We start from the raw sequence: 25,729 nt of genomic DNA on the forward strand, positions 1-25,729 counted from the left end.
TTACGCTGCAGAGCAGCGGGGAATCGACCCGCAGAGATTGAAAGACAAAATCAAAAATTGTTTGCAAAAAGGACGTGATTTAATGGAGACATTCCAGCAAGAAAATCCTCCTGGCAGTTTTTGGTTTGAGAATGAAGATACTTTATTTGATGAGCGTAGGCACGAGCTTTCTAATGACTGCCAAAAGTATCGAGATAGCAAAGAAAAAAGAATTAAATTCACAGTTTTTCCTGGATATTTTGTGCAACCACCAATGGTTGTTAAGATTAAGGTTTCTATTGATTCTCAGGGATCAGAAACAGTACTATAGTTTGATAGATAATCGTTTCCTAGGTTCATGTAGAAAACGCCTCAAAAACAATGCAACAATAGGACTTACGCAGATTTGAGAAAGGGAAAGGGAAAGGGGGCACCTACCGTAATTGCTCAATCAGGTTGAGCTAAGCACGGCTTTGAGGGAGGATGGTAAGCTTTTGCCATGAAGGAACTGCCGCCTCTTGATGGACTGAGCCTCGCACAAAAGGATGCCCTGATTGGAGGGCTGTGGCAGGAGTTGCAAACGTTGCGCTCAGAGGTGGAAAAGCTGAGGCAAACACGGGTGAAGAAAACTTCGCGTAATTCCAGTTTGCCGCCTTCTCAAGGCTTCAAGCCCAATAGGAGCAGTGCTGGGTCAACTCCTCTTAATGGTGAGGAAACGGGATATCACGGCAGGAGTGGGCGAGAATTAAGCTAACAGCCGGATCAAGTCGTGGTTGTCCAAGCCAAGAGTTGTCCCGACTGTGGGGTCGAAGTTGACCTATCAGCGCAGCACTTGAGCGGGGTTTACGAGCGCATTGAATTACCCCAGATCACCCCTCACATTACACGAGTTGAACGCTATAGCGGGATTTGTCCGTGTTACCAAAAGGGGTTGTGTCGCAAAAAATTCCTGAAGCGCTATCTGTAGAGTTACAACACATGCAGTTCAGATCCATGGGTAGCGTTTCTAAAATTTTTTGCGACACAACCCAACTGTGCTAACTGAGCACCAGGTTGTTCAAATTGCCGCTGTAACCTGTAATTTCGACAATGTTATCCCTTTGTTTATTGAATCCAGCAACACCATCATTGATGGCAACGAAGGTGCGTCGAGTAGAACTGCTGCCCAAGGTAAAGACAGCAGCTTTATTTGCTTTGAAATTAGTAGTGGTTAGTACAGCACCAATGCCTCCGCTTGATAAGGTACTTACCCTTCCTCCCTTAAAGACATTGGCTGCACTGACAGAATTGAGTCCATCAATCCTATCTATGCCAATTGCCAAGTCAGCAATGCGGTCGTACTTACCCAACAAAGAATCGCTGAGTGTTGTAAACCGGAAGGTATCTCTGCCACGTCCACCTTTTAGGGTGTCTGCTCCAGCACCTCCAACGAGACTATCATTTCCAACTTCACCTAGGAGAATATCGTTATCCTCTCCGCCATTGAGAGTATCGTTGCCGCTTCCCCCATTAATTCTGTCATTCCCTGCGAAACCGGAGACAATATCAGCGCCTCCAAAGCCGTTCAGTATGTTATTTGCATTAGTGCCGCTGAATATCTCAGAGTCATTCACATTGACAATGAGCTTAAAGGTATTTGTAGCTGTGGCATTTGCCGCATCTTTGGCAGTTACCGTGATGGTGTGAGATGCCCTCGTACTTGTGATAGGAGAACTTCCTGTTAAAACACCAGTTGACGAATTGAATATCAACCAGGGAGGTAAAGCTCCATTCGCTGTATTTGCCCTTGCGCTGTAGGTTACTGTATCCCTAGTATCGACATCGCTGAAGTTACTGGCTACAGCAAAAGTGTATCGCTTCCCTCGTTTAGTCACCTTGTTATTAATTGGACTAACCAAAGTTGGGGCATCATTGACTGCAGCTACGGTAATAGAAGCAGTATCCTGTACTAGAGAAAAGGCAAACGTGCTGCCCGTTGTTGAGGCATTCGCCTTAGTTCCTACAGTACCAGTGGTTTGATCCCAAGCACGATAGGTAATGCTAGCAGTCGTCCCATTTTGCCCATTGGGGACGAAACGAACTCGATCGGTGGAGCGCAGCAACAAAGCGCTGGTATTAGTAACAGCTCCAACGTTCAGCCAGGTTGAGCCGTTATTGAGGGAATATTGCCAGGTACCATTGCCACCATTGAGACTGGTAACTGCCACACCTTGCGCTGCTCCAGCATCTGAATCTGAGATTGAGGCATCCAAGAAGGAGGTGATCGTCTGTCCACTATTGTTGATGTTGTTTTCTGTTAGAGCCACCAAGGCTGGTGAGCTAGCAGTCAAGATCGGTGCATTGTTCATATTAACGACCGTGAGCTCAAAGGCATCGTTAACAGAAGCTCCAGACTGATCCGTTGCAGTTACCTGGATGCTCAAGGTATCAACTTGTCCATTCTCGGGTGTGCCGCTGAGGGTACGGGTTAATGGGTCAAAGCGTAACCAACTGGGTAGCGGCTCATCATTACTAAGCGTTGCACTGTAATCGAGGTTGACGGTGGACGCTGCATTAAAGGTATTAGCAGGAATCGTAAAGCTAAAAGCAGTATCCTGGTTTGCATTCAGGTCTGGAATTGGGTTGAGTATAGTCAGATCATCATCATCGATGATTGTTAAGGTAGCTGTATTCTGAGTGCCAATCGCTACCCCTTCTGTAGGATTGCTCAATGTCAGGTTGATTGTTTCGTTAGCTTCAAATAGGATGTCATCGGCGATCGGGATAGTAACCGTTTTAGTCGTTTCACCAGGGGCAAAGTTAACGGCAATTGCGCTGTTGTCATAGTCTGTAAGCATGGTTGCGGTGCCATCCACCAGATTCACCATAGCGCTGACGATTTCATCACTGTCGCTGGTGCGATCAATCCTGACGGTGGCGATCGGCGTGCCATCTTCTCGAATGCTGAAGTTTGCGGCACTGAAGGCAAGCGTCGCGGCTGACAAACTGGGAATTGTAATTTGGGTATCGGAACTTGTAGGAATAGCTTCTACGTTACCTGCTTTATCTTGAGCAACACTGTAGAAGGCATAAGTTTGACCGGGCTGCCCAGTGTATATTGCTTCTGTTGAGGTAGTATCGTTCTGCCAAAGAACATACGGATCACCATTGGTCGAAGCAAAGATATCGTAGGTGGCTATACCGCTGCCACTATCAGAGCCCGCCCATGAGATAGTGAAGGTAGAACCGTTGTTAGCAGACACAGCATTAACGCTACTGGCAGGTAAATCTCCATCGAGTTTGTTGAAAACGGGTGAGGTTTGGATGGAAGGTTGATTATCTAAAGTAATAGTTGCTTGGGCATCGATGCGAGTTCCAGTTGTGCTATTGGCTTTGGGCTGGATGCTGTAGCCGACAAACCCTTGCCCTACCCCGTTTTGATTGTTTGGAGGTAGGAAGCCCTGATTAGGATCTGTGACGGGATTACCAGTTATGGGGTCGATCGCCGTGAAGCTCCAAGTGACAACACCGGTTTCGGTGTCGAGACCAGCAAGAACATCGACAAAGACACCACGGGTAGTCCGCAGGTCAAGGCGCTGGCTGTAGTTTTGCACGCCAAGAGGAACGTCGATCGTGAGTCCGCCAAAGCCAAAGTCATTGAGGGCGAAGGTTTTGGGGTCGAGGTCGAGGTCGAGTGGTTGAGTAATGGTGACTTGGGCAACTGGAGCGGTTCCGGCTGCTCCATTGTTGCTGAAGCGGATGGTGTAGGGAATAACTGCACTGGCAGCTAACCAGTGGCTGGTGCCGAATCCATCAGGGTTGACCAGTGTATTAGTGCCGTTAACGGTGGCTTGGCGTTGCTGCGCGGTGTACCCCTGAACAAATTCGTTGGCACCATTGGTAAGGGCAATATCAAGGATGGCATTTTCTAGCAAATCAGGGTCGGTGATGCCTGCGGCTCTTGCAATGGCTTCTGCTTGTGCCCGGACTTGTGGGTCTAGGGCGTCTAGGGTGATGACATTACGCGGGAAGGTGCGATCGATAAAGGTGTTGGTATCTGTTCCGGATGCGTAGTCGAAGAGGGAGTCGGCTTGGGTGATGCGCCAGCTATCGGCATATTCGCCATAGAGTTGCTGGGGAGAGATAGAATCGCCGAGGACAGTTCCGTTACGAAGGGCAAAGTCATCGTCATGACTATTGTTGTTATTGCCTAAGAGCCCAACGACTTGTCCCAGACGACTGAGATTGAGACCAACGCTGAGGTCAATGTAGGTGCTATTGAGCGTGACCTTAATTTGGTCATTATCGGGCGAGAAAATAGTGTAACGGTCGCCTTCCCGATAGATCAGGTTTTCTCCGACTGCAAAGAGTTCGCTATCAAGGAGGTCGGTGGCAATGCCATTAATAATGAGGGGCTGAGCCTGTCCGATGTAAAATGCAATGCGCTGTCCGTCTAGCTTGAGGGCAATGGCAGTATTCACCGACACGCTGGTGCTGTTGCCCCAAGGCTGTTGTCGGGTCTGAATTTCCAGATCGCCTTGGAGGGATTTAACAGCGGTGAACTCTCCTACGGATTGGAAGTCATAGTTGATGCCATCAAAAGTTTTTAGGTGGGGATCGCCATTGTTTTCACCTGGTGGCTTAGGTGTTGGTGGCTTAGGGGGTGGGGGTGGGTTGGGTGGAGCAGGCGGGGGGGGTTCAGGTGCCGGTGGACGAGGAGGAACAGGGGGTGTTGGGGGTGGCGGTGGTTCGGGAGGACCGGGAGGTGGTGGATTGGGTGGAGCAGGTGGTGGTGATGGTTCGGGTGCTGGTGGACGAGGAGGAACAGGGGGTGTTGGGGGTGGCGGTGGTTCGGGAGGACCGGGAGGTGGGTTGTAATCGCATATAGAATCAGTGACATAATCACAAGCGAAACCAATGCCCACCCCTGCTACCTTTCCCCAGGGTCCCGGTATGACAGCCGTAGCTCCCCCCAATCCGGTGCATATAATAAACGAACCGAAATCACAGGCTGTGTATTCAAGACCACTTGGATCTAAGAAGCTTACAGGATTGTTAAAGACGTATCGATAAAAGTTTGTATCTCCTGCATTAATCCCTAAAGGATCTGAACTCAAGAATTTTCCTGTTCCTGCGTCATAGAATCTCGCTCGCATGAACTCGAGCCCATTGCCTTCATCCATTACGCCCCATTGCCCAACGTACTCAAAGGGGTTGGCAACAGTTTCAATTTTGGTCAATTCCTCACCAAATGGTAGATAACTGTAGCGATTAAGATAATTTCCATTTGATCCAGTTAACCCAACCGTTGAACCAAGGGCATCAGCATCGTAATAAGCGGCTGAGTTAATTCCATCAACTCGGTTCACTAATCCGAGTCCGTGGTTATAACGGGCAGTCAGATTACCAGCACCATCATATTCACCCACAACATTTCCTAAGCCAGAGGGATCGAGTAAATATTCGGTTCGTTGACCGTTATGAGTGGTAGCGATGCGGTTACCCAATGCATCATATTCATAACTCCAAATTCCTTGAGGCGTACTGACCTGAATTAAACGATTTTCTGCATTGTAGGTATAGGTAGAAGTTTGTCCTCCTTCAGTTTTGGCAATCAGGTTACCATCAGCGTCATAGGTGTAAATAGCATTACCGACAGTCGTGTACTGATTGAGATTATTGCTGCTGTAGTTTGTGATTGCACCATCATCAATGACCCCAGTGCGATTACCTGCTGCATCATACTGATACTTAATGATGCGACCATCAGGTGTGGCAACGGAGATCAGTTGTCCAATGGCATCATAACCATATTGCCAGGTTCCCTCCACTGTGGTCATGCTGGTGCGCCGACCTAAATCATCGTAGGTATAATCGAAACGAGAGTTAACCGTGCCATTAGAGTTGTAATTAACAATGTGATTGGGCTGACCACATTTGCAATATTCGTAAGTAGTATAAGTACCATTTCCATTGGTTTCCTTACTCAGACGACCGACTGCATCGTAGTCATAGCTGATGATTGTCTGTCCAGTTCCGTCTGTCAAAGTTTTTAGCCGACCGACTGCATCATAACTGTAGTTAACGGTATAGCCATCTTGTGTACTCATCTGGGTACGTTGCCCAGTGGTGTTATAGCTAAACTGAAGGGAACGCCCAGAGGGATAACTGATCCGAGCCATTCGATCAGCCGCATCATACTGCAGCTCAATGGTGCCCGTAGCATCCGTTGCAGTTAGCAGGTTGCCCCGATTGTCATAGGTGTAGGCAACGGTTGAACCATCCACATATTGCTTACTCGTGAGTTGACCGTTACTGTTGTAGGTGTATTGAATTTCACTGCCGCGACGATTGACAGATCGGGTAAGATTGCCTGCCGAATCAAAACTAAACTGCTCGCTACTGCCATCGGCATAGGTAATGCCTGATAAGTTTCCTAGAGTGTCATAGCCATAAGTAACCGAATTACCCTTCGCATCTTTAAACCCAGCCAATCTGCTAAAGGTAGCATCATAGGTAAAGGTCGTCTCCTGATTGAGCGCATTAATCTGCTTCGTTAAGTTGCCTCGATTGTCGTAGGTGTACGTAGACTGACTGCCATCCGGAGAGATGGTCGCTACTAAGTTACCAGCCGCATCGTAGCGATATTGAAAATTCTCATTCTTGACCGAACGGAACTGGCTAAGTTTACCTGCATCATTAAATAGAGATGTCTTTGTAGCTCCTGTACCATCTGTAATAGCTACTCCACCTGGGGAGTTATAGCTGTAAGAGAGAGCTCCTGCTTCCCCATTGCTAAACTCATGGATCAAACGCCCTTGAGTATCATAGTCAAAACTACGTTGATAGCCTTCATTCGACGTAATTGACAGCAGGGAATGTTTGCGGGCTGCAACATCACCCGTATCGTAGCTATACGTCGTTGTCCCTTGGGCTGTTGCAACAGAGAGCAAATGTTCCCCTAACACATCGTAATTGTAGGTGGTTGTCTTACCTGTCGAGTCCGTAATCTGGCTAATCTGCCCTTGAGCGTTATAGCTGAGATTCAAGCTGTCGCCGTTCGTGTGAACAAGACGAGTCAGGAGATCTCCGCTGTACTCGAATGTAATGCGATTGTTGTTGGTATCCTCTACAAAGCCCAATTTTCCATCTGCAGCAAACTGATAAACAGTGCCATTCAGTTCACGTAAGCGATACTGCCCATTGCTGACGGTGAGGGCGGCTCCATTTCCTCCACTGTAGGTTCCATCCTGTTGACGGCTGAAAACTCGCTGTAAGTTCCCCACACTACGGATGACGACATCCCCATCGGACTTGGTCGTTGCCTGCAAATCCCACTCATGACTCCAACCTCGACCCAATGCCCCTTGTTCATAGCGCTCAGCAATAGACTGATAGAAGATGCGATTAAAGGTCAGGGACAGTCCGGGCGCAGCATCAACCACATCTGTTGTCGTGACCAGACTGGTGCTTGTCAGGGTATTTGCTGCTTGCTTCCACTCAAACGCAAATAAACGGGCTAAATTGTCAGCGGATTCTCCAAGTTGACTTAAATAATTGGCATTTTCTGCCATAACCGCCTGGAACTGTCCAACCGTCTGCCCCAAAGAAGTGGTTAGATTATTCCAGATCGCATCCCACGCTTCCGAATCAATAAAGCTATAGCTAGAGCGCGCTTCTGCTTTAATCGCTGCCCAGTTAATCGCTTCAGTTGCCGGTACTTGTTCGATCGAGAAGGAAACCAGCCCATTCTCTTCAGGCGTGTAGGCAAAAGAAAACTCACCACTTGCACCAGGGGCAAGAACACCCCCTGGACCACTGTTACTGGTCCCAAACGCTAGATTCAGCAGTTGCGCTAAAGTTGCACTATCACTATCGCTCTCTGGCACATTCACATCAGCGTTCGCAGCGGAGATCCTAAACAACGGTGCAATAACATCCGTTTGACCCACGTTCGTATAGGTGACCTTAGCAACCCCCCAGTCTGGATAACTCACCTTCACCTGAACATTTCCAGCAGCCCCACTTGTGACCGTGAACGCATCATCAACCGTTGAGCTAGTTTGCTGGTTGCTGAGATTGACATCATATTTTCCTGGAGTCAACCCTGTTAGATCAAACGTTGCCCAAAGCTCAGCGTCGTTTGCCCAGTAAGTTTTGCTAGCGGTATGCTTGGTGCCATCTACAGCAACTAAACTGACCTGATTATTAGGTGCAAAGTTTTGACCAGAGAGCACAACCGTCGTCTGACCTTGATTGCTGCCTAATGCACCATTCGGGAATCCAGCAATGAAGGGAGAATCCTTATCGACAATGGTTAAGGTTGCACTATTTTGCTGTCCGATCGCCGCCCCGCCTGTTGGAGCAGTTAATGTCAGATTTAAGGTTTCATCGGGTTCAAGAATCGTGTCGCTGATAATAGGGATCGTGGCAATTTTGCTGGTTTCTCCATTGGCAAAATTAACCTTAATAGGTTCGTTGTTGTAATCACTGAGTGCAGTTGCTGTGCCATTTCTCAGATTAATGGTGGCACTCACCTCACCGTCATTTCCCCCCGTTCGGTTAATAGTGACAGCAACTACAGGCGTACCATCTTCTCTGACGCTAAATGCAGGGGCACTGAATGCCAACGTCCCAGGAATAGCAGGATCGTTATCAATAATGGCAAATGTAGAAGTGCGTTGCGCTCCTAAAGTTGCTCCCTTTGTTGGACTGACTAACGTGAGATTGACTGTCTCGTTGGGTTCAAACTTTGTATCATCAATAATGGGTAGAGAAACTATCTTGCTTGTTTCTCCAGCTGCAAACGCAATGGGAATGTTAAGCTGATTGTAATCGCTAGGATAGGTTGCGGTTCCATTGGAGATTTGAATCGTAACTCCTACCTCTGTGCTGGCATCTCCTGCTCGCGTAAGGGTTACTTGCGCCACTCCATCTTCGGCACTTGAAAAGTTAGTATAACTAAAGGAAAGGGTGCCAGCATCATTGTCTATCAGGTTCAGAGTAGCGGTATTTTGCTCCCCGAGCATTGCCCCGCCACTTGGATTACTTAACGTTAGAGCAATTGTTTCGTTTGGCTCAAATACTGCATCATCAATAATTGGAATAGCAACCGTTTTTGAAATTTCCCCATCAGCAAAGCTTACTGTAATAGGGGCATTGTTATAGTCGTTCGGAGCAAACGCTGTTTCGTTGCTAGGCACCAGCGTTACTGTGACATTCCCATCACTACCTCCTGTGCGTTCGACCGTCACTGCTATAGTAGGAGTGCCATCCTCATTCATACTGAAAGTAGTTGAACTGAAGGCTAAAACCCCTGGCGCAGGTAATTCCTTGTTGTAGTGACCTGTAATATTGACCTGATAACCAGTTGCTACGCCGTAATCGGCACGCAGAATCTGGATATAATTTTTACCAGGCTCTAAGTTCCCTAAAGGAATTCCTACAAACGGAGATAGAGAGTCAGCACCAAACTTATACTGACCGTTTACCCAAACTAGAATGCTGTTATCAACCCGAAAGTTGCCAGTCAAGTTAGAAATACCATACGTTCCACCATCAACTTCATATATGATGGCTGTTTCTTCATTAACTCTCCAAGTTGAGGGGATTGGTTGAAGTTCGCTCCAAGAACCATTGGCTAAGGCATTTGCAGGATCTAAGAGCCAATCTCCCAACTTTGTAATTTCACTTAAATCAGGTTCGATACGGAAGTCAGCCTTTGTACCACCTGTTGATATATTTGGACCCGGAAAATAAGAAGCCAATGGATGAGAACGATTACCTGGGTAAAGATCTTTGAGATTGTTATTGTAGTAACCTTGGGAGAAATTAGTAATTAATTGATGGTTGTCAAGAGTCGTCAAAGTAGCGGTACTTCCTCCATCAATACCAGCTTCTGTTACGCTGTCATTCCGACCAGTCCCAGCAAAATTCTGATTTTCTACTGCAATCGTCTGTCCATTCAGCCTAATCACCCCTATATCATCTTCAGATCTAAGCTGTTGTAATCTCTCGCTCGTCAATTCCTCCCCTCGCACCAGCGCTGAGAAAATTTCTCCCTCATCTCCAGCACTATCTTGAATATTCAAGAGTTGATTAATCCGATGTCCGATTTCCTCCAATAGAAGATTAACTACAGGAGCCAAATCCTGTTGCTTAACAAATTCCTGAGATATGTAAATGGTATTTTTCGTTGCAGCATATGCCCCATTTGCCCCGTGCAGTTGAGATGATGTAAGGAATTCGATCGCTGGAATGGCACTGAAATCTCCCTGCTGCCAAGCCTGCGCCATGCTTAGGGCATCTTGAATCGTGAAGCGATCGCCAAAAGCTACATTCATTCTGCTCATGAAGTCAGAACTGGCAGCGAAGCTTCCTAAGTATCGCCGTACTTCTGCCAGTGCTTGTGAAAGCGTTTGAGAGGAAGAAGAATAGTTTTCGCCAAGCCTGTTAGACGGATTGTCACCGGAGTACGAGTTGATAAAGTTCATGGCAATGATGAATGCTTTGTTTAACTAAACACAAGAGAAAGCCGATGAGACAATGGGATTTTCGAAATCCAAGCTTTGGGTAGAGCAACTCGTAAATACTTGGCAAACTATTTTGCCTGCCAGCTTTGGCAGAATTTCCGTTTTGGAATTTTGGGCACAAGCATCGTGAACTAATCTGAGGCTGAGCAAGTGAAACTGACATATGTCCGCTGTTCTACACTTGGCTCAATCTCCTCAAGCAAAATTCACCAACAGCAAAACTGTGGCAAAACGATAAGGATAATTGGTAGATACCTTGGAGGCGAATCGAGAACGACTTGAATAGCTACTAATGTTTCAGTTGGTTGGCTAAAGAGCTTTTGGATGATTCAAGTCCTACTAACTCTCCAGAACTTCAGGAAGTCTATACTCAAAACAGTGTAATTGAGCTTTTTGGCTGCAAGGGCGATCGCAACCGCTTGAGGGTTAAAATGGTTACTCATTTAGTACCTTCTCTAGAACAATTGTTGCAATCCAATAGAGAAACCAGTTATCCACGTATCAGAACAAAGAACTTACTAACTTAAGCTATCTACAGATGCACAGAAGATGTAAACTCGCTGCTTCACTAGTTAATTTTGCTACTCCATTAGTATCGTCCAGAGTCCGTAGTTTTGACGGTTTAGATTGTGAAGACTATAGAAAGCAGCGTATAGTTCGGGTGAAATTCTTTAGGTTACTGACTATATCTCAAAAACTTCTTAGCAACAGATGGACTGCATCGTTTGTTGCCTTAAGCACTTATTCTAAACTCGACTTTATCTATCAGGCAGCATAGCAAAGCAAGTGGGACCAACAGTTGAAGAATGAGCGAGGAATATTTACAGTATCGGTTTGAGGAATAGACAACTGAAAAAGGCGAAAGTGCAAAAGATGTTGATGGACCAAGGCTTATTAAGTGACAATGCAGAAGGGCTCTTCCCAATTTTTGATACTGCTGGCGAAACATTGCTTAACGAATGAAGCCGTCTCACCAAGAATCGCTTAAGTTATCTGAAAGTCAGTAACATCAGGGAATTCGCTTAATGTCACTACATCCACAGGCGCAATACGTTGTGCCCCCAGAAACTGCTAAGGTTGCTCATGCTATTTTCCCAACTGGCAACTTGTGTGTCACGATGGCAGCGACCTTGCACGAATTTTTTAGTGATCAACACTTCAATATCCTTTACCCAGACGGACGAGAAATCGGCTTAACCCAGGTTGATGCCGCTTATGTTGCCGAGTTTTCAGAGAGAACAGCGCAACGCATTGAAGCAGGTGTTCACCAACCGAAACGAGGGCAAAAACGAGGGCGGACTAAACCTGACCCGCTAGCGGGGGTTTGGCAGGATGAGTTAGAACCGATGTTGCAGCAGCAACCGCGACTCAAACCGATGACCTTATTTGAGTATCTGCAACAGAAATATCCAGGCAAGTACCCAAACGTTTTGCGAACGTTGCAACGACGAGTCGCTCATTGGCGAGTGATGCATGGGGCATCACCAGAAGTCATGTTCCAGTTGCGCCATGAGCCAGGAGGAATGGGGTTTTCCGACTTCACCGAACTCAAAGGGATTGAGATCACCATTAACGGTAAGCCGTTTGAGCACTTAATCTATCACTATCGATTAGGCTACAGTGGGTGGCAGTATGCCCAGATTATCCAGGGCGGGGAAAGCTTTGTTGCCCTATCTGAGGGATTGCAGAATGCTCTGAGTGCTTGCGAGGGAGTGCCCAAACAACATCGCACCGATAGCTTGAGCGCGGCGTATCGTAACAGTGGCGGCAAAGGACAGGCAGTAACTGATCTGTACGACCAGTTGTGCCAGCACTACCGGATGCAACCAACGCGCAACAACCGGGGCATTGCTCACGAAAACGGCAGCATAGTGCGATTCGTTCTTGTCGAAATAGCTAAAAAGCTTATAAGACAGGGCTTCCAGAAGGTAACCCAGGCTGGGTTGAGTTCGCACTTGAAATCTCTTCTGGATGATAACTTGATGTTCTTGTCGGTGATGCCTCTGACCAAGACCAGAGTGCTACTCCAACCCACCCGGTATAAGGTGTGAAAGCATAACCCCCATCTCAACGGTTAAGCGCCAATGAGATGAAGCGGGGTTAAACGGCGGTATCTGGTAGCCTAAACCGGAAACTCCGTCTAGCAAGTGTGCATGGGTAAAGCTCTGCCTGAACGTATGTCTGAACCATCGTTACGTTTAACCAGTGAAATAGGCTGGCGTGAATCTAAGGGCTTGCCGAACGGCAATTCCTTAGCATCGCAAACACTGGGAACAAAAGTTACTGGCTTGAGAACCTTTTTCTGATAGTAAAGAAGGTTTTATACCCAAATTAGCCCGGTGGACAGTACGACCCTAAACACACAACTAAAGGACATCAGGAACGAAGTAACGCGACCAGCTTTCACTCTGAAAGGTCGAATAGTCAGAGCAAGTACTTAACCGAATGGACTGGCGTGAAGGATGGTCTAAGAAGCGAATGCCTGGGGTAATGCTCAGGATAGGCAGACGTAGACCCGATAGTGCGGAAGGAAGAACCTTTAGTCAGAGTACAGACGATGACACACTCAGCAATGAGGAGTGATGAATGGAAAAACATCGACTGGAAACAAATCCAGAAGAATGTCTATCGACTCCAAACCAGAATCTTCAAAGCCAAACGTCGTGGTGATACCAAACAAGTTCACAGACTCCAGAAATTATTGATGAAGTCCAGATCTGCCAAACTCTTAGCAGTCAGAAAAGTCACGCAGGATAATCAAGGGCGTTCAACCCCAGGGGTAGATGGGATAAAATCCCTCAATCCATCCCAAAGAATTGTCCTTGTAAGCTCCTTGGAACTAACAGCAAAATCCAAACCGACCAGAAGGGTGATGATTCCAAAACCTGGAAGCTCGGAGGAACGACCGCTAGGGATCCCGTGCATGATTGAAAGAGCAAAACAGATGCTAGTCAAACTAGCACTTGAAGCCGAATGGGAAGCGATTTTTGAAAGCAACACTTACGGTTTCAGGACTGGGCGAGGCGCTCACGATGCAATCGAAGCAATTTTTGATAGTATCCGCTACAAAAACAAATATGTTTTAGATGCCGATATTTTGAAGTGCTTCGATAAAATTGACCAGAAAAAGTTGCTTGACAAGCTCAATACTTTCCCTAAGCTTTACAGGCAAATCAAAGCCTGGTTGAAGTCAGGAGTAGTCATGGATGGCAAGCTATTTCCAACCAATGAGGGTACACCACAGGGAGGTGTTCTTTCCCCGTTACTCGCTTTAATCGCCCTGCATGGTTTGGAAACAGCGATAAGAAGCTGCGTAAGTCAAGGTAGAGCACAACGTGCTTTAACCGTTGTACTTTATGCGGACGATTTTGTCGTCATTCACCCATCGTTGGATGTCATCCTAAAGTGTAGAGCAGCAGCCGAAGTATGGTTACAAGAGCTGTCGCTGGAACTGAAGCCTAGCAAAACTCGTATTTCTCATACCTTAATCCCGTATGAAGGAAATGTTGGATTCGATTTTCTCGGATTCAATATCAGGCAACACCGGGTGGGTAAACACCAATCTGGATGTAACGGTCAAGGGAAAAAGCTAGGTTTCAAAACAATCATCAAGCCCAGCAAAAAGGCAATTGCACATCACATAGAGTCGGTAAGAAACATCATTCAAGCTAATAAGTCAACACCCCAAGCGGCAGTGATTAGTAAGCTTAACCCGATTATTCGGGGATGGTGCAATTATTACTCAACAGTCTGTAGCAAGAATACCTTCAGAAACTGCAAAAATATTATATGGTCGCAGTTACGAGCTTGGGCAAGATACAGAACCGGAAACTTTAGGTTCAAAACCTTAAACAAATACTGGCACTACATTGAGGGTAGGTTGACCTTCTCAACCAAAAGCGGAATCAGCCTGATGGTGCATTCCGATACCGCAATCAAACGTCATGTGAAAGTTAAAAAGGATAAGAGCTATTTTGATGGAGATGTACTCTACTGGAGCACTAGAAAAGGAGCACATCCTATACTACCCAATCGAGTCGCATTGCTACTCAAGAAGTACAAAGGACGGTGCCCAGAATGTGGGCTGATGTTTGTTGCAGACGATTTGATTGAGGTTGACCACATCATCGCCCAAGCAGACTGTGGAAAGGATAAGTTCGATAATCTGCAACCGCTTCATCGCCATTGCCACGATGTCAAAACCGCCCGTGACGAGGAGAATAGAAAGGCTTTAGAGCAAAGTACTAACCTAAAACCAATCGAAATCCACGTCAACAAATAGGGCGAATGGTGCTGGTGACAACAGCCGTATTGTTGAGGAGCCGTGTGCTGGGAAACGGTGCGCCGTGGTACGCACTGATTGAATTGCCAACTCAGTTGGCTGGAGTTCAAGGCAACTGACTCCAAGGCGAACAACTAACCTTAACTCGAAAGAGAAGGGGGACAAGAGCCTGTTTGTAAAGCGGGATGGAACAAAAGACGTGTATGGTACAGTCCCGCAACGCCTGAGCGATATGGCTAAAGCTAAACTGCCTGAATCCTAATGCCCAGTGGTGGTCCGTCACATCCTTCGGTAGCACGTCTGTACACCGATGCCATTGGTAGCTACAGAATATAGTTTCGTCTGTAGTACGCCTTGACCAGTGGACGATGAGTCATGAACTCATTGAAGGGCATGAATGGGAAGCCTAAGTCGCTCTAGTCCGTTCATCAGTGACGGAACACGGGATTGCCTAAGGGACGCGAGTCCTAAGGTGACGGAGTTCCAATAGTAGTCGTGGGAGTCACGCCCCACCAGGGCAAACGGGAAAGCCGTTTACAGGGCAAAGTGGAACAGGTAATCGGATGAAACAGAAATCGTGAGGTACGCGAGATGCGAACAGCCGAAACGGTACTGAACATCATACGTGAACGTGGACAGAAGGGTTTGCCTCTGGAGGGAGTCTATCGACTGCTCTACAACCCTGAGCTGTATCTTCGCGCTTACGCCAAGCTGTCCAGCAATGCCGGGGCAATGACACCAGGAGTAACGACGGAAACGGTAGATGGGATGTCACTGGAAAGGATTGATACCATCATTGAAGCATTGCGATATGAGCGATATCGATGGACACCAGTTCGTCGCACCTACATTCCTAAGAAGAATCACAAACGGAGACCGTTAGGGCTGCCCACCTGGTCGGATAAGCTTCTCCAGGAAGTGATCCGCCTAATTCTGGAAGCCTACTATGACCCTCAGTTTAGTGATCATTCGCATGGATTCCGACCGAAACGAGGTTGTCATACTGCCTTGCGTGATGTCACACAAAAAGGTCGAGGTACAAAGTGGTTTATCGAGGGAGATATCCGCGCTTGCTTTGACAGAATAGATCACACTATTTTGTTAAACATCCTGCGTGAGAAAATCCACGACAATCGCCTTATTCGACTGATCAGTGGACTGCTGGATGCAGGCTATTTGGAAGATTGGAAATACAATGCTACCTACAGCGGAGTCCCGCAGGGTGGTGTAGTCAGCCCAATTTTATCCAATCTAGTGCTAGACAGGTTAGATCAATTTGTCGAGCGCGAACTCATTCCGGTCTACACAAGCGGCAAACGCCGAAGAACAAACCCTCCCTATGTCGCTCTGACCTTTGCAGCATCAGATGCCCGGAAACAAGGGAACTTGGAAGAAGCAAGACGGTTGAGCCGTGAAGCTCAGAAAATCCCGTCTCGTGATCCTCATGACCCGAATTTTCGTCGCCTCTGGTACACAAGGTATGCCGATGATTTTCTGCTCGGACTGGTGGGAACCAAAGCAGAAGCCGTGGAAATCAAGCAAAAACTGGCTGCGTTTCTCTGTAGTGAGTTGAAGCTAGAACTCAGTGATGAAAAGACACTCGTCACCCATGCGCGTGACGAAAAGGCTCGATTCCTGGGCTACGAAATCCACATCCTCCACGCCGACGACAAGCATGACCATCGTGGTCAACGCTGCATCAACGGTAGTGTTGGGCTGCGCGTTCCCTCAAGCGTGATCAATGCAAAATGTGTAAAGTACATGCGAAAGGGAAAACCCATCCATCTGGCGCAGCGAATCAACGATGATGTCTACAGCATCATGACTCAATACCAAGCGGAGTATCGCGGAGTTGTCCAATACTACCGCATGGCATACAACCTCCACACATTGGGAAAGCTTCGACGAGTCACGGAATTGTCATTGGTGAAGACACTGGCAAACAAGTTCAAAACTTCGTGCCAGAGAATCTACCGACGATACTCCACAACTGTCACTATTCAAGAGGGCACCTACAAGGTACTTCAGGTGATAGTGAATCGGGACTCAAAGAAGCCATTAGAAGCTCATTTTGGAGCAATCCCTCTGCGTTGGAATAAGTGGGTCGCACTCGATGATGACGTCAGTCATAGTCGAATTTGGAGCAACCGTAGTGAGGTCGTGGAACGTCTCCTAGCTCAAGAATGTGAACTTTGTGGATCAACGGACAGGATTGAAGTCCATCACATCCGCAAATTAGCAGACCTGGAGCAGAAGGGAAAAGCAGAACGTCCAGATTGGATGAAAAAGATGGCTGCACGCCGCCGCAAAACACTGGTGGTGTGCCTGGAATGCCATCACAAAATTCAGTATGGGCGCTATGACGGCAAAGCCCTTTCACGTTGAGATTACTGGAAAGCGACGTGATACGGAAACGGTCATGCGTCGTTTGGAGGGGGGCGATTGGAAAAGTGCCAGCAATGGTAACTCGTTGGTCGCCTACCCTACCGCAAGCACGGTTTTGAAAGGGAGGGTAGTAGGGTGACCTACTACTCGACCCCATCGAGGCACCCCACGGACATCTAAAAAACCGCATCGAGCAAGCGTTATTGCTGCGAGGCAGTTTTGACTTTACAGTATTGCCAAATTAATGCCTCTCCTCTCAAGAAGCCCTATACATCCTGTGTATGAGTAGAAATGACCATTGCTGAACAGGAAAGATTTGGGCGATCAGTAGTTGGCTACAAGTTCAGCGCTCTAATTTGTGAGTTCACATGGATAATTAGAAAACTGACGTTGACACCTTTGGTGGGAGGTGCCATACTTAGAACCATTCAGGGAAGGTATAAGATTTAGCATTTGTGAGTTTGCATTTATAAGAAGCTTAACTCTCAAACTTCTAAATTAGTTTGGCGAAATTATTGATTCGGTGATTGATTCTGTCGAACCCCACGAGGGAGCAGATGAATGCCTGATTTGAATTCTTCAGAGGATTCGTCCTCAAAGTGCCACCGTGACCATTCACGGTCGATGGCAAGAGGGCAGCAAGGGAGCTTAGCTCTCGCTGCCAAGCCGGAGCGCGATCGCCAGAAGAATCTGGTTTTGCAGCGCCCAGCACGATTGCAGCAGGAGCGATTGGTGATTTTTATCGAAGCGCCCAATCTCCTACATGGTGCAGCAGAGCTGAGTTTAGATATTGATTTTCGGAAACTGAAGGGTTACTTTGCTAGCGGTTACTCGTTAACAAACGCTTGGTTTTACACGGGAATCGACTCTTCCCGCCCTGACCAACGGATGTTTCACACCCAATTGCGTCAGTTTGGCTATGAGGTTGTTGATAAACCGTTGGAACTTCGACCCGATGGTTCAACGAAGGCGAATTTCGACGTTGAAATTGCGCTGGACATGGTGAAGCTGGTGAATTCCTACGATACAGCTGTTCTAATCAGCGGTGATGGGGATCTCGTGAGGGTTGTTCTGGATGTGCAGCAATATCGTGCAAAGGTAAAGGTTGTGGCTTTGGCTTCAATGACCAGCAGCTGTCTGCGTGACGTTGCCAATGAATTCATTGATTTGGCAGCAATTCAAGGTCAAATTCGGAAGGGTCGGAGGTAAGGGCAGTGTGGCAACTCCGCTCGATTCGCATTCCGCCAGAGAAGCTGTCACCAGAAAACTGGTGTGCTGATCTGTTTTGCCAGGTCACGATCGCTGATTTGGCTGATGAGGCAGTGCGAGTTGAGCTGCGGGAGCTTGCCCAATCCATCCTTGAAGGTTGGCGGGTCAGTACTGTTCAAGGACGAGCAGGGTATGACCCGCGAATTCAAGATGCCCCGATTTATCGGCAGGCAAATTTAGAACCTATGCGGTTTCGCCTGGATGTAGAGCATTGGAAACCGCCTGAGGTGGAGGGTTCCTGGTGTGTGCAACCGGGAGATGTGGTGATCAATAAGATTCCACCGTTACGGGCTGCATTAGTGACATCGCAGCTACCACGCCACCCGATGGATGGGAATTGTATTTTACTTCGATCGCTGAAGGAGCCTTACGGTGCATGGATTGCATTTTGTTTGAATCAGGAACTTTATGCTGACTACCTGATCCGTAGTTCTGGGTCGGCTGCACTACCCCGTGTTGGGTTGAAAACGCTAAGCCAGATGCCCTTTGCTTTGCCATCGTATGCAGACATTGCTGGAATCAATCACCAATTTTGGCAATGGAACGACGCAGCCCTAACCAATGCAGAAAGCCTGTATCACTTGAGTGCTGAGGTTGAAGCATATGTGGTTTCGGAGGTTCAACCGTTACAGGATGATGGCGATCGCCTAGATAGCAGCCCGTATCACTCAGAAAAGGTGCAAGCAGCAGGATCACGACCATCACTTTTGCCAGGGCGGTTCTTCTCTTCTGAAGTGATCAACGATTCGTGGGTGCCGAGTCATGTACAGGTTGCCAATTGGCAGCGGCAGCTACGCCATAGGTTAGGGTGGTTGCCCTTAGAACGGCTACTGTCATCCGATGAAATTTCTAGAGATCGACTGGTGGATGTACCAGAACGGGGTCGTTATCTGCGGTTGAGTGATGTCCGCTCAGATTTTACGTTTGTTCAGCCGGAGGAAGAGGACTCGGTAGCTTGGCGATCGCGGGTCTACCGTAAACCTTTGACGGATGAAGAGGTGCTGTTATCGACGTTAGTGACGAGTCCCCAGATTGCGTTTGTGGATGAGTCGCCCGTTGAAACAACCTATGTAACGGATCATCTTCAGCGACTGAGGTTTAAGGAAACGCCGGGAGCGTGGGCACTTGTACTCAAAACTAGCCCGGTTCGCGCCCAACTTGCAGGGATGGCAATGGGAACTGCCCAACAGTTCACCCATGTCGATGCGGTGCGGCAGCTTTGTTTGCCAGATGTACCCATTGAATTACGAGAGCGATGGGAACGGGCTATTCGGCGGCATCACCAGCGAAAACGGGAGTTAGAGGTGGAATGGGGGGAAACCTGGAATCAGGCACAGCGGCTATTTGATGCGATGCATTCTCTGACAGGGCGGAGGAAAGACGGATGAACGGTGCGATTTACGAGCAACTTACTGAAGCGTTGAAACAGCAACCTTTGCCCCTGGCGCGGGTTCATGCGATCGCCTGTGATGCCGGAAGCCGTTGGTTAGAGGATCAGCTCCATCTATTTCTTATGTGTATGGATGGCGTAGAAGTGGATGCAGGGGTTGAGCCGACGATGGTGCGGGTGGGACAACGGACAGAACGGGAGGAGTTAATTGATGCCATTCGACAGGTGGTGCGTTCTCGGGCGGGTCGTCTGGTTCTAGCGGCGGAGGTGCGGCGGTTGTTGCCGAGTAAGTTTGTGACGACGGAAGACCAAATTAAACGGTTGGCAAAGGAAACACCTGGCTTAGAGGTGTATGGTCCCGGTTTAATACGGGTCGTTGATTAATCAGAATGGTTGAGGGGAGAAGCAGAATGGCGAAAGCTCAGACTAAAGCGGAAACAGAAGCAGCTCAAGAGATCTCTACGATCCTTGCGACGATGGCATTTCTAAAAAAGGAGATGGAGCGGAAGCAGTTTTCGCAGATTAAAGATCTGACAGGTGGCGCAGAGAAACAGGCAGCCGCTGTAGCTTACGGCGTGTATAAGGGAGTAGAGACTCCTCGAATTTTGCTACTTGTCCTGGAATTGGGGCAGTGGGAGAAGGCAAGCGCCGACTATGTACAGCAACAGTCCTACGAGTTAACCCCGCCAGGAACGCCAGAAGAGCAGTATCCTCAGTTTGCGATCGTCTCGGATGGCGAACACCAGAAGATTTTTGACATTACGTTCCCGGCTCATGAAATCGATCGCCTGCCCACCCGTGAGGAAATTAACGAATACAAGCGGATCAAAGCTGACCCGACCTATCGCTGGTCAATGAAGATCTACTTCAACCTGATGTGGGGGTTTGATAGCTTTCATGAACAGGTTTATCACCACGTCAAAGATGATGTGTCTGGCTCGAACGCGATTATTCAGGAAGTCACGAAGCTATTGTTTCTAGAATCCTTTCGTCTGCATCACCAGGGCGCAGATCTGGAATTCAAACATGACGATAAAACGCTGCGGCTGGATGAAGTGTTTACGGTGGGGTACGTGAAGCAGCATGGCAAAGCGGCTGTAGCAGCAATTCAAGCTGCGTTTGACCACTTTCGATCGCACCAGAATTATGTCGTTACAGATGATGCAGGTGAAAAGCATCCCATTTTTGACAACAAAACCCATTTGCGGCTGTCGCAACCCCGAAACTACGAAACCATTTTGGATCTAATTCAAAATCTGGGTCCGGTGACGGATAACCGAGACCAGGTTGTGAAGGAGCAAGGGACGCTGGCAGACATTGCCGCTGATGTGTTGGGGCGATTGCTGGATGTGTTCTTACGGGCGAAGTTTAAGCCGGAAGGGATGGGGGTTTATCTCACTCCGGCTCCGGTGAAGCAGGCAATGTTGGCGATCGCCTTCCACGACATCAAAACTGAAACGCCGGAACTGCTGACGGCACGGGGAGAAGATGGCAAACCTGCGTTCCGGTTCTGCGACCCGACCTGTGGCAGCTATGGGTTTGGATCGGTGGCGATGGGCTATCTGGAACGGGCATTGATGGATGTTTTAGGCAAAGAAACATCGTCCGATATCCGGCGCGACAAGCTGTTTCGGGATATGTGTGAGTACAGTTTTGTGGGGGCGGATAACTCGCAGGAAATGGTGACGCTGGCGCGGGTGAATATGGCGTTGTTGGGTGCGCCCAAAGCGAAGATTTTCCGCACGTCAGATTCGCTAATTAGTGAGCAATTGCAGCCCTGTAGCTATGACCTGATTTGCACCAATCCACCGTTTGGGAAGCGGAAGGGTCCGGCTCAGAATGATGCGGTGTTGGAGTATTTCCAGTCGGATCTGAAGGAGCGCAAGAAGAAGGGCACGTTTGACTATGAACCCTCAGTGGATGGGTTGGCGTTGGGCGGAAAACCGGATGGGAAGGGCATTTGGAAGCCTGCCTCGTCGGGAATTGATCTGGCGATTCTATTTATCGATCGCTGCTTACAACTCCTCAAACCGGGTGGCAGGTTGCTGATCGTGTTGCCGGATGGGGTGTTGTGCAACTCTGGCGATCGCTATGTTCGTGAGTACATCATGGGACAGAAGGATGCCGTGACAGGACAGTTTCACGGGGGCAAAGCGATCGTGAAAGCGGTGATTAGCTTACCGTCGGATACGTTTAAGCTGTCGGGAACGGGAGCAAAGACGAGCATTTTGTATTTGCAAAAGCGCAAAGCCAATCCAGAAACACCGAAACACTTTTTGGATGAACCTCAAAAGGATGTGTTTATGGCGGTTGCGGATGCGTTGGGCTATGTGGTGAAGAACAATGTGGAGGACTACAGCACTGGGGTTTTAAATGATTTAGTGCCGATCGTTGGTGCGTATGTGAGGGGTGAGTAATGGAAACTGTACGCATTCCAGCTAAACTCGTCACCGATAGATTAGATGCTAGATATAACGCTCGTGCAGCAGTTGAAGCACGCGAAACAATTGAATCGTGTAGTCTTCTTACATCAAAAGTTGGGTTGCTATTTGAGAACCTTGTTTGTGGTCCTTTCGGCTCAACACTAACCGCAGACGAACATTCAAATGATGGAGAAGTTCTTCTTATTCAGCCCACTAACATCAGTTCAGATTTATTTTCGTTAGAATCCTCTTGGCGCATCACTGAAAAAACCCGACGTGAAAAGGATTTACCTCTTTATCCTACAGGTAGTTTTTTGTTCGCCAGAGTTGGAATTTACCCGCACGTGGGTGTGCTACCAGAATGGGTGGGTCCTGCGACAATTGGATCTTCAACTATTGCAGGATTACCCAACGGCAAAGTAGATCCATATTATCTATTGTCTTTTTTTCGCGGTAAGTATGGTCAACCTCTGCTGTTTGCTGCACAAAAAGTAACTGCTCAGCCAACGATTGGAACTTATGAAATTGCCACTACAGTTGTCCCAGTTCCAGAACAAACTGTTCAAACTTACATTGGGGATAAGGTGCGGCAGGCGGAGCAGTTGCGGGAGCGATCGAGAGAACTAGAGAAATATTTTCAGTTAGCAATTGAGGATGAATATCCTGAAATTTTTGGAGCAATTCAGGAAAACGGAAACCATAGCTGGGCTACGCTTGAAGACTTAAGTGGAAGTCTCAATCCTGGTGCTTATAATCCAGAACGATTAAGAGTTAGACGCTATTTGAAGGGGCATAGTGGCAAACAAATTCAAAATATTGCGACCATTGAAACACCTGCATCCTCTATTTATCATCCAAATGACATCTATATTGGACTGGATGCTATTTCATCAAATTCATCAATGATTACTTCCTCGACCGTAAAGGATTCGGAAGTTGAGGGTAATTCAAGGATTTTATTAGAAGGACCTGTTATTTCCAAATTGCGTCCTTATTTGAACAAAGTAACCTACATTCCACCAGAATTAGCTGGGGCTTTAGGATCAACAGAACTTCTCTGCGTTCAACCCAAAAACTCTATTTCTGGCTGGTTTCTCTATGGCGTTTTGAAATTAGAAAGTACAAATCGTCAACTCAATCCTGCTTCAACTGGCTCAACTCATCCCAGAATTTCCCGTGAGGATGTACTGGATTTAATTGTGCCGTGGCATGAGGACAGCTTTTCATTAGGGGAGAAACTAAGAATTGCTCAAGAAGGGTATTTTGCAGCAGAACAGCTTACTACAGCCGCAAAGCTTTTAGTTGAAGCCTTAATCGAAGGCAAAGTTACAGAACTCGAATTACAAGAAGCGCAGGAAGCACTTCAACGGGGAGATAACACCCTCGATCGCCACATCCTCTCCCGGCTTACCCGCAAAGGCATTCCTGCCAGAGGCGAAAAAACTGAAGAACCACCCCTGTTTCCCGATCTCGACGCACTCTACCGTGTTTTATCAGAGGATGACGATACAGACGAGGATTCAGACTGGGACTCAACCCCTGAATCGCGGCAACGATGGCAAACCTCGATTCAACGTTCACGTCGTGCTGCCGAAGCTTCCATCTCTTATTCCCCAGATGCCACCGTTACGTTACTCGATGAGGAGGGCGATTAATGGCTTACAGCGACTTCAAAACCCTGAACCAAGTCCTGACCGCCTTTAGCCTGAAGCTGGTAAACCAGTTTGGGCTATTTAGCCAGGTAAACGTGATCGAACCTTCACCCAAGCTCTCCGATCAAATTGCCGAAAACTTCGATTTGGCACTGGCGATCGATACTGAAAAAGCGCGATCGGAACTGATCGTCACCCCCATCCTGCTCGACATTTACCGCCGCTTCAGCCCTAACCTATCCCTGTTTAGCGGTGTCGCGTTATCCGTTGATGCCACCCAGGGATTAAACGGGGAATGTGACTTCATCCTGTCCGCTTCCACCAATCAGCTTGAAGTCTCCGCCCCCGTCCTCACCCTGGTTGAAGCCAAAAACAACGACATTAAATCAGGACTGGGACAATGCGCCGCCCAACTCGTCGGAGCGCAACGATTTAACGAATCGCAGCAAAAAACCGTCCCAATTTACGGCGCAGTCACCACCGGAGCCGCATGGCGATTCATGCGCTTGCAAGCCAGCCAGCTAGAAGTCGATTTAACTGAATATTTCGTGCCACCCCAGATTGCAAACGTTCTGGGAATTTTGTGTCAACCGTTCCTTGCTGAGGAGCACCCCAAGCCATGACCCTCTCAGCCAGCATCATCCGCGCGATCGATCGTCTCCTGACCGATGGAGAAGTAAGCCGCTCTGGGCTGGCTTCCCTCCCAACTGGATATCAACTGGGATTGTGGGCTGATTCAACCGATGCCACTCGCGCCGTCGCCACTCCCGAAGCCGTCCGCCTCCTGCGAACCCTACCAACTCGTAACGAAGCGATCGCCGCCGTCCTCGGTTGCGAACCCGATATCCGTCAGGCTTGGCAACGCATCGCCACCGCTCGCCTTAAAGAAATGGGCAACCTCCGCGATGCTCAAGGTCTTTCAGAAGCCATTACCACCCTGGGTCAAACGTGCCTTGCCCTATTGCCGAACTTCTCCCAAGCCTCCCTTAGCCCGACCCCCTACGCTGACTTGGAAAGAGCCGTCTTTGACGCTTCCGCAGAGCAGGCGATCGCCACTCCTCAGCTATTAAGAGCCCTAGGCGCAACAGCTCATTTAATCGAGGGGGAACAGGGCAAACCTACCATCACGATTCCAGACTTAGCCCTCTATAACCCACTCACCAACTGGTGTAAGGGACGCTTAATCAAACCGCCCGAACGGGTTGCAACTCTACCAGAAACAGGAATGCAGCACACCTCGATCCTGCCTGGAAGTTGGGCGATCGCATCTCCTCCTGACTCTCCACCGCCCCATCGCTCCATCTCCCCCACCATGTACTGGGTGCTGTCCTGCCCCTGGCTGTTTCTCCTGGCTCAGGTTGTATTCACCCAGGAAGCCTGGGGAGCCGAACGCATCGCAGGCAGACTCTCTCTAGAACTGGAATCCACCCATCTATCCCAGTACTATCGTCCCCCCGAAGTGCTGGTTGTCGTGACAACAACCGAAGACGAAGAAGTGGTATGTGGAACGCTCAGCCAGCTTCTACTCCGGGTGCTGGATTTGCTCGGTGTCACGCTGCTTGCCCCCGATGTAACCGCGATCGAATCCCAATTACCAACCCTGATTGAGTCCCTACTGAAACATCAAATTTGGCGATTTGACCAGGGCAGCGGCGGTCGTCGTCCAGGGTACTCCATTCATGACTCCTTCTCCGATGGGTGCTATTACCTCGCAGGTAAATACTTTAATCGCCTTGGCACCCATGTTACCGCTGCTATTCGCATCACTTGCGGGCAGTGGGCAAAAGAACGACTCGCACAGACCGGAAAACTCGCAGCCCTCATCTCCTAAACCCCTT

At 48.3% G+C, this 25,729-nt stretch carries 12 protein-coding genes and 1 pseudogene; 12 read left to right on the forward strand and 1 reads right to left on the reverse strand.

Features of this window, described 5'->3' with window-relative positions:
- The first annotated feature begins 37 nt into the window (after positions 1-37).
- Both H6G00_RS22300 and H6G00_RS22305 read left to right on the forward strand, forming a co-directional pair.
- A complete protein-coding gene (locus H6G00_RS22300; protein WP_190798433.1) occupies positions 38-310 on the forward strand; it encodes a hypothetical protein in 273 nt (90 codons plus the stop codon).
- 168 nt (positions 311-478) lie between these two features.
- A complete protein-coding gene (locus H6G00_RS22305; RefSeq protein WP_190798434.1) occupies positions 479-733 on the forward strand; it encodes a hypothetical protein in 255 nt (84 codons plus the stop codon).
- 283 nt (positions 734-1,016) lie between these two features.
- Here the strand turns inward: H6G00_RS22305 and H6G00_RS22310 are convergent, their stop codons facing one another.
- The gene (locus H6G00_RS22310; protein ID WP_190798435.1) at positions 1,017-10,451 is read right to left on the reverse strand and encodes a Calx-beta domain-containing protein; all 9,435 of its coding nucleotides are present in this window, start codon (positions 10,449-10,451) and stop codon (positions 1,017-1,019) included.
- Positions 10,452-11,515: 1,064 nt separating this feature from the next.
- Between H6G00_RS22310 and istA the strand changes: the two are divergent.
- The 10 genes and pseudogenes from istA to H6G00_RS22360 form a co-directional block, all read left to right on the forward strand.
- Positions 11,516-12,361: pseudogene (istA, locus tag H6G00_RS22315) on the forward strand (IS21 family transposase); the annotation flags it as partial.
- A 686-nt stretch (positions 12,362-13,047) separates the two neighbouring features.
- Complete coding sequence (ltrA, locus tag H6G00_RS22320) at positions 13,048-14,772, forward strand: group II intron reverse transcriptase/maturase (protein ID WP_190798436.1); 1,725 nt, start codon at positions 13,048-13,050, stop codon at positions 14,770-14,772.
- Positions 14,773-15,363: 591 nt separating this feature from the next.
- Positions 15,364-17,157 (forward strand): reverse transcriptase/maturase family protein, encoded by a 1,794-nt coding sequence (locus H6G00_RS22325; protein ID WP_190798437.1) that lies wholly within the window; start codon positions 15,364-15,366, stop codon positions 17,155-17,157.
- Positions 17,158-17,718: 561 nt separating this feature from the next.
- Positions 17,719-18,366 (forward strand): NYN domain-containing protein, encoded by a 648-nt coding sequence (locus H6G00_RS22330; RefSeq protein ID WP_190798438.1) that lies wholly within the window; start codon positions 17,719-17,721, stop codon positions 18,364-18,366.
- Positions 18,367-18,371: 5 nt separating this feature from the next.
- The gene (locus H6G00_RS22335; protein WP_190798439.1) at positions 18,372-19,814 is read left to right on the forward strand and encodes a hypothetical protein; all 1,443 of its coding nucleotides are present in this window, start codon (positions 18,372-18,374) and stop codon (positions 19,812-19,814) included.
- Complete coding sequence (locus H6G00_RS22340; protein ID WP_190798440.1) at positions 19,811-20,200, forward strand: hypothetical protein; 390 nt, start codon at positions 19,811-19,813, stop codon at positions 20,198-20,200. Before H6G00_RS22335 ends, H6G00_RS22340 begins: the two co-directional genes overlap by 4 nt.
- Before the next feature lie 26 nt (positions 20,201-20,226).
- Positions 20,227-22,233, forward strand: coding sequence for an N-6 DNA methylase (locus tag H6G00_RS22345; RefSeq protein ID WP_190798441.1), 2,007 nt, complete (start codon positions 20,227-20,229; stop codon positions 22,231-22,233).
- Positions 22,233-23,894, forward strand: a complete 1,662-nt coding sequence (locus H6G00_RS22350; RefSeq protein WP_190798442.1) for a hypothetical protein — start codon at positions 22,233-22,235, stop codon at positions 23,892-23,894. Before H6G00_RS22345 ends, H6G00_RS22350 begins: the two co-directional genes overlap by 1 nt.
- Positions 23,894-24,514, forward strand: coding sequence for a hypothetical protein (locus H6G00_RS22355; protein WP_190798443.1), 621 nt, complete (start codon positions 23,894-23,896; stop codon positions 24,512-24,514). Before H6G00_RS22350 ends, H6G00_RS22355 begins: the two co-directional genes overlap by 1 nt.
- Positions 24,511-25,722, forward strand: a complete 1,212-nt coding sequence (locus H6G00_RS22360) for a hypothetical protein (RefSeq protein WP_190798444.1) — start codon at positions 24,511-24,513, stop codon at positions 25,720-25,722. Before H6G00_RS22355 ends, H6G00_RS22360 begins: the two co-directional genes overlap by 4 nt.
- Positions 25,723-25,729 lie beyond the last annotated feature (7 nt).

It is taken from the genome of Leptolyngbya sp. FACHB-541, from assembly GCF_014695875.1.
GTDB lineage: Bacteria > Cyanobacteriota > Cyanobacteriia > Elainellales > Elainellaceae > JAAUTN01.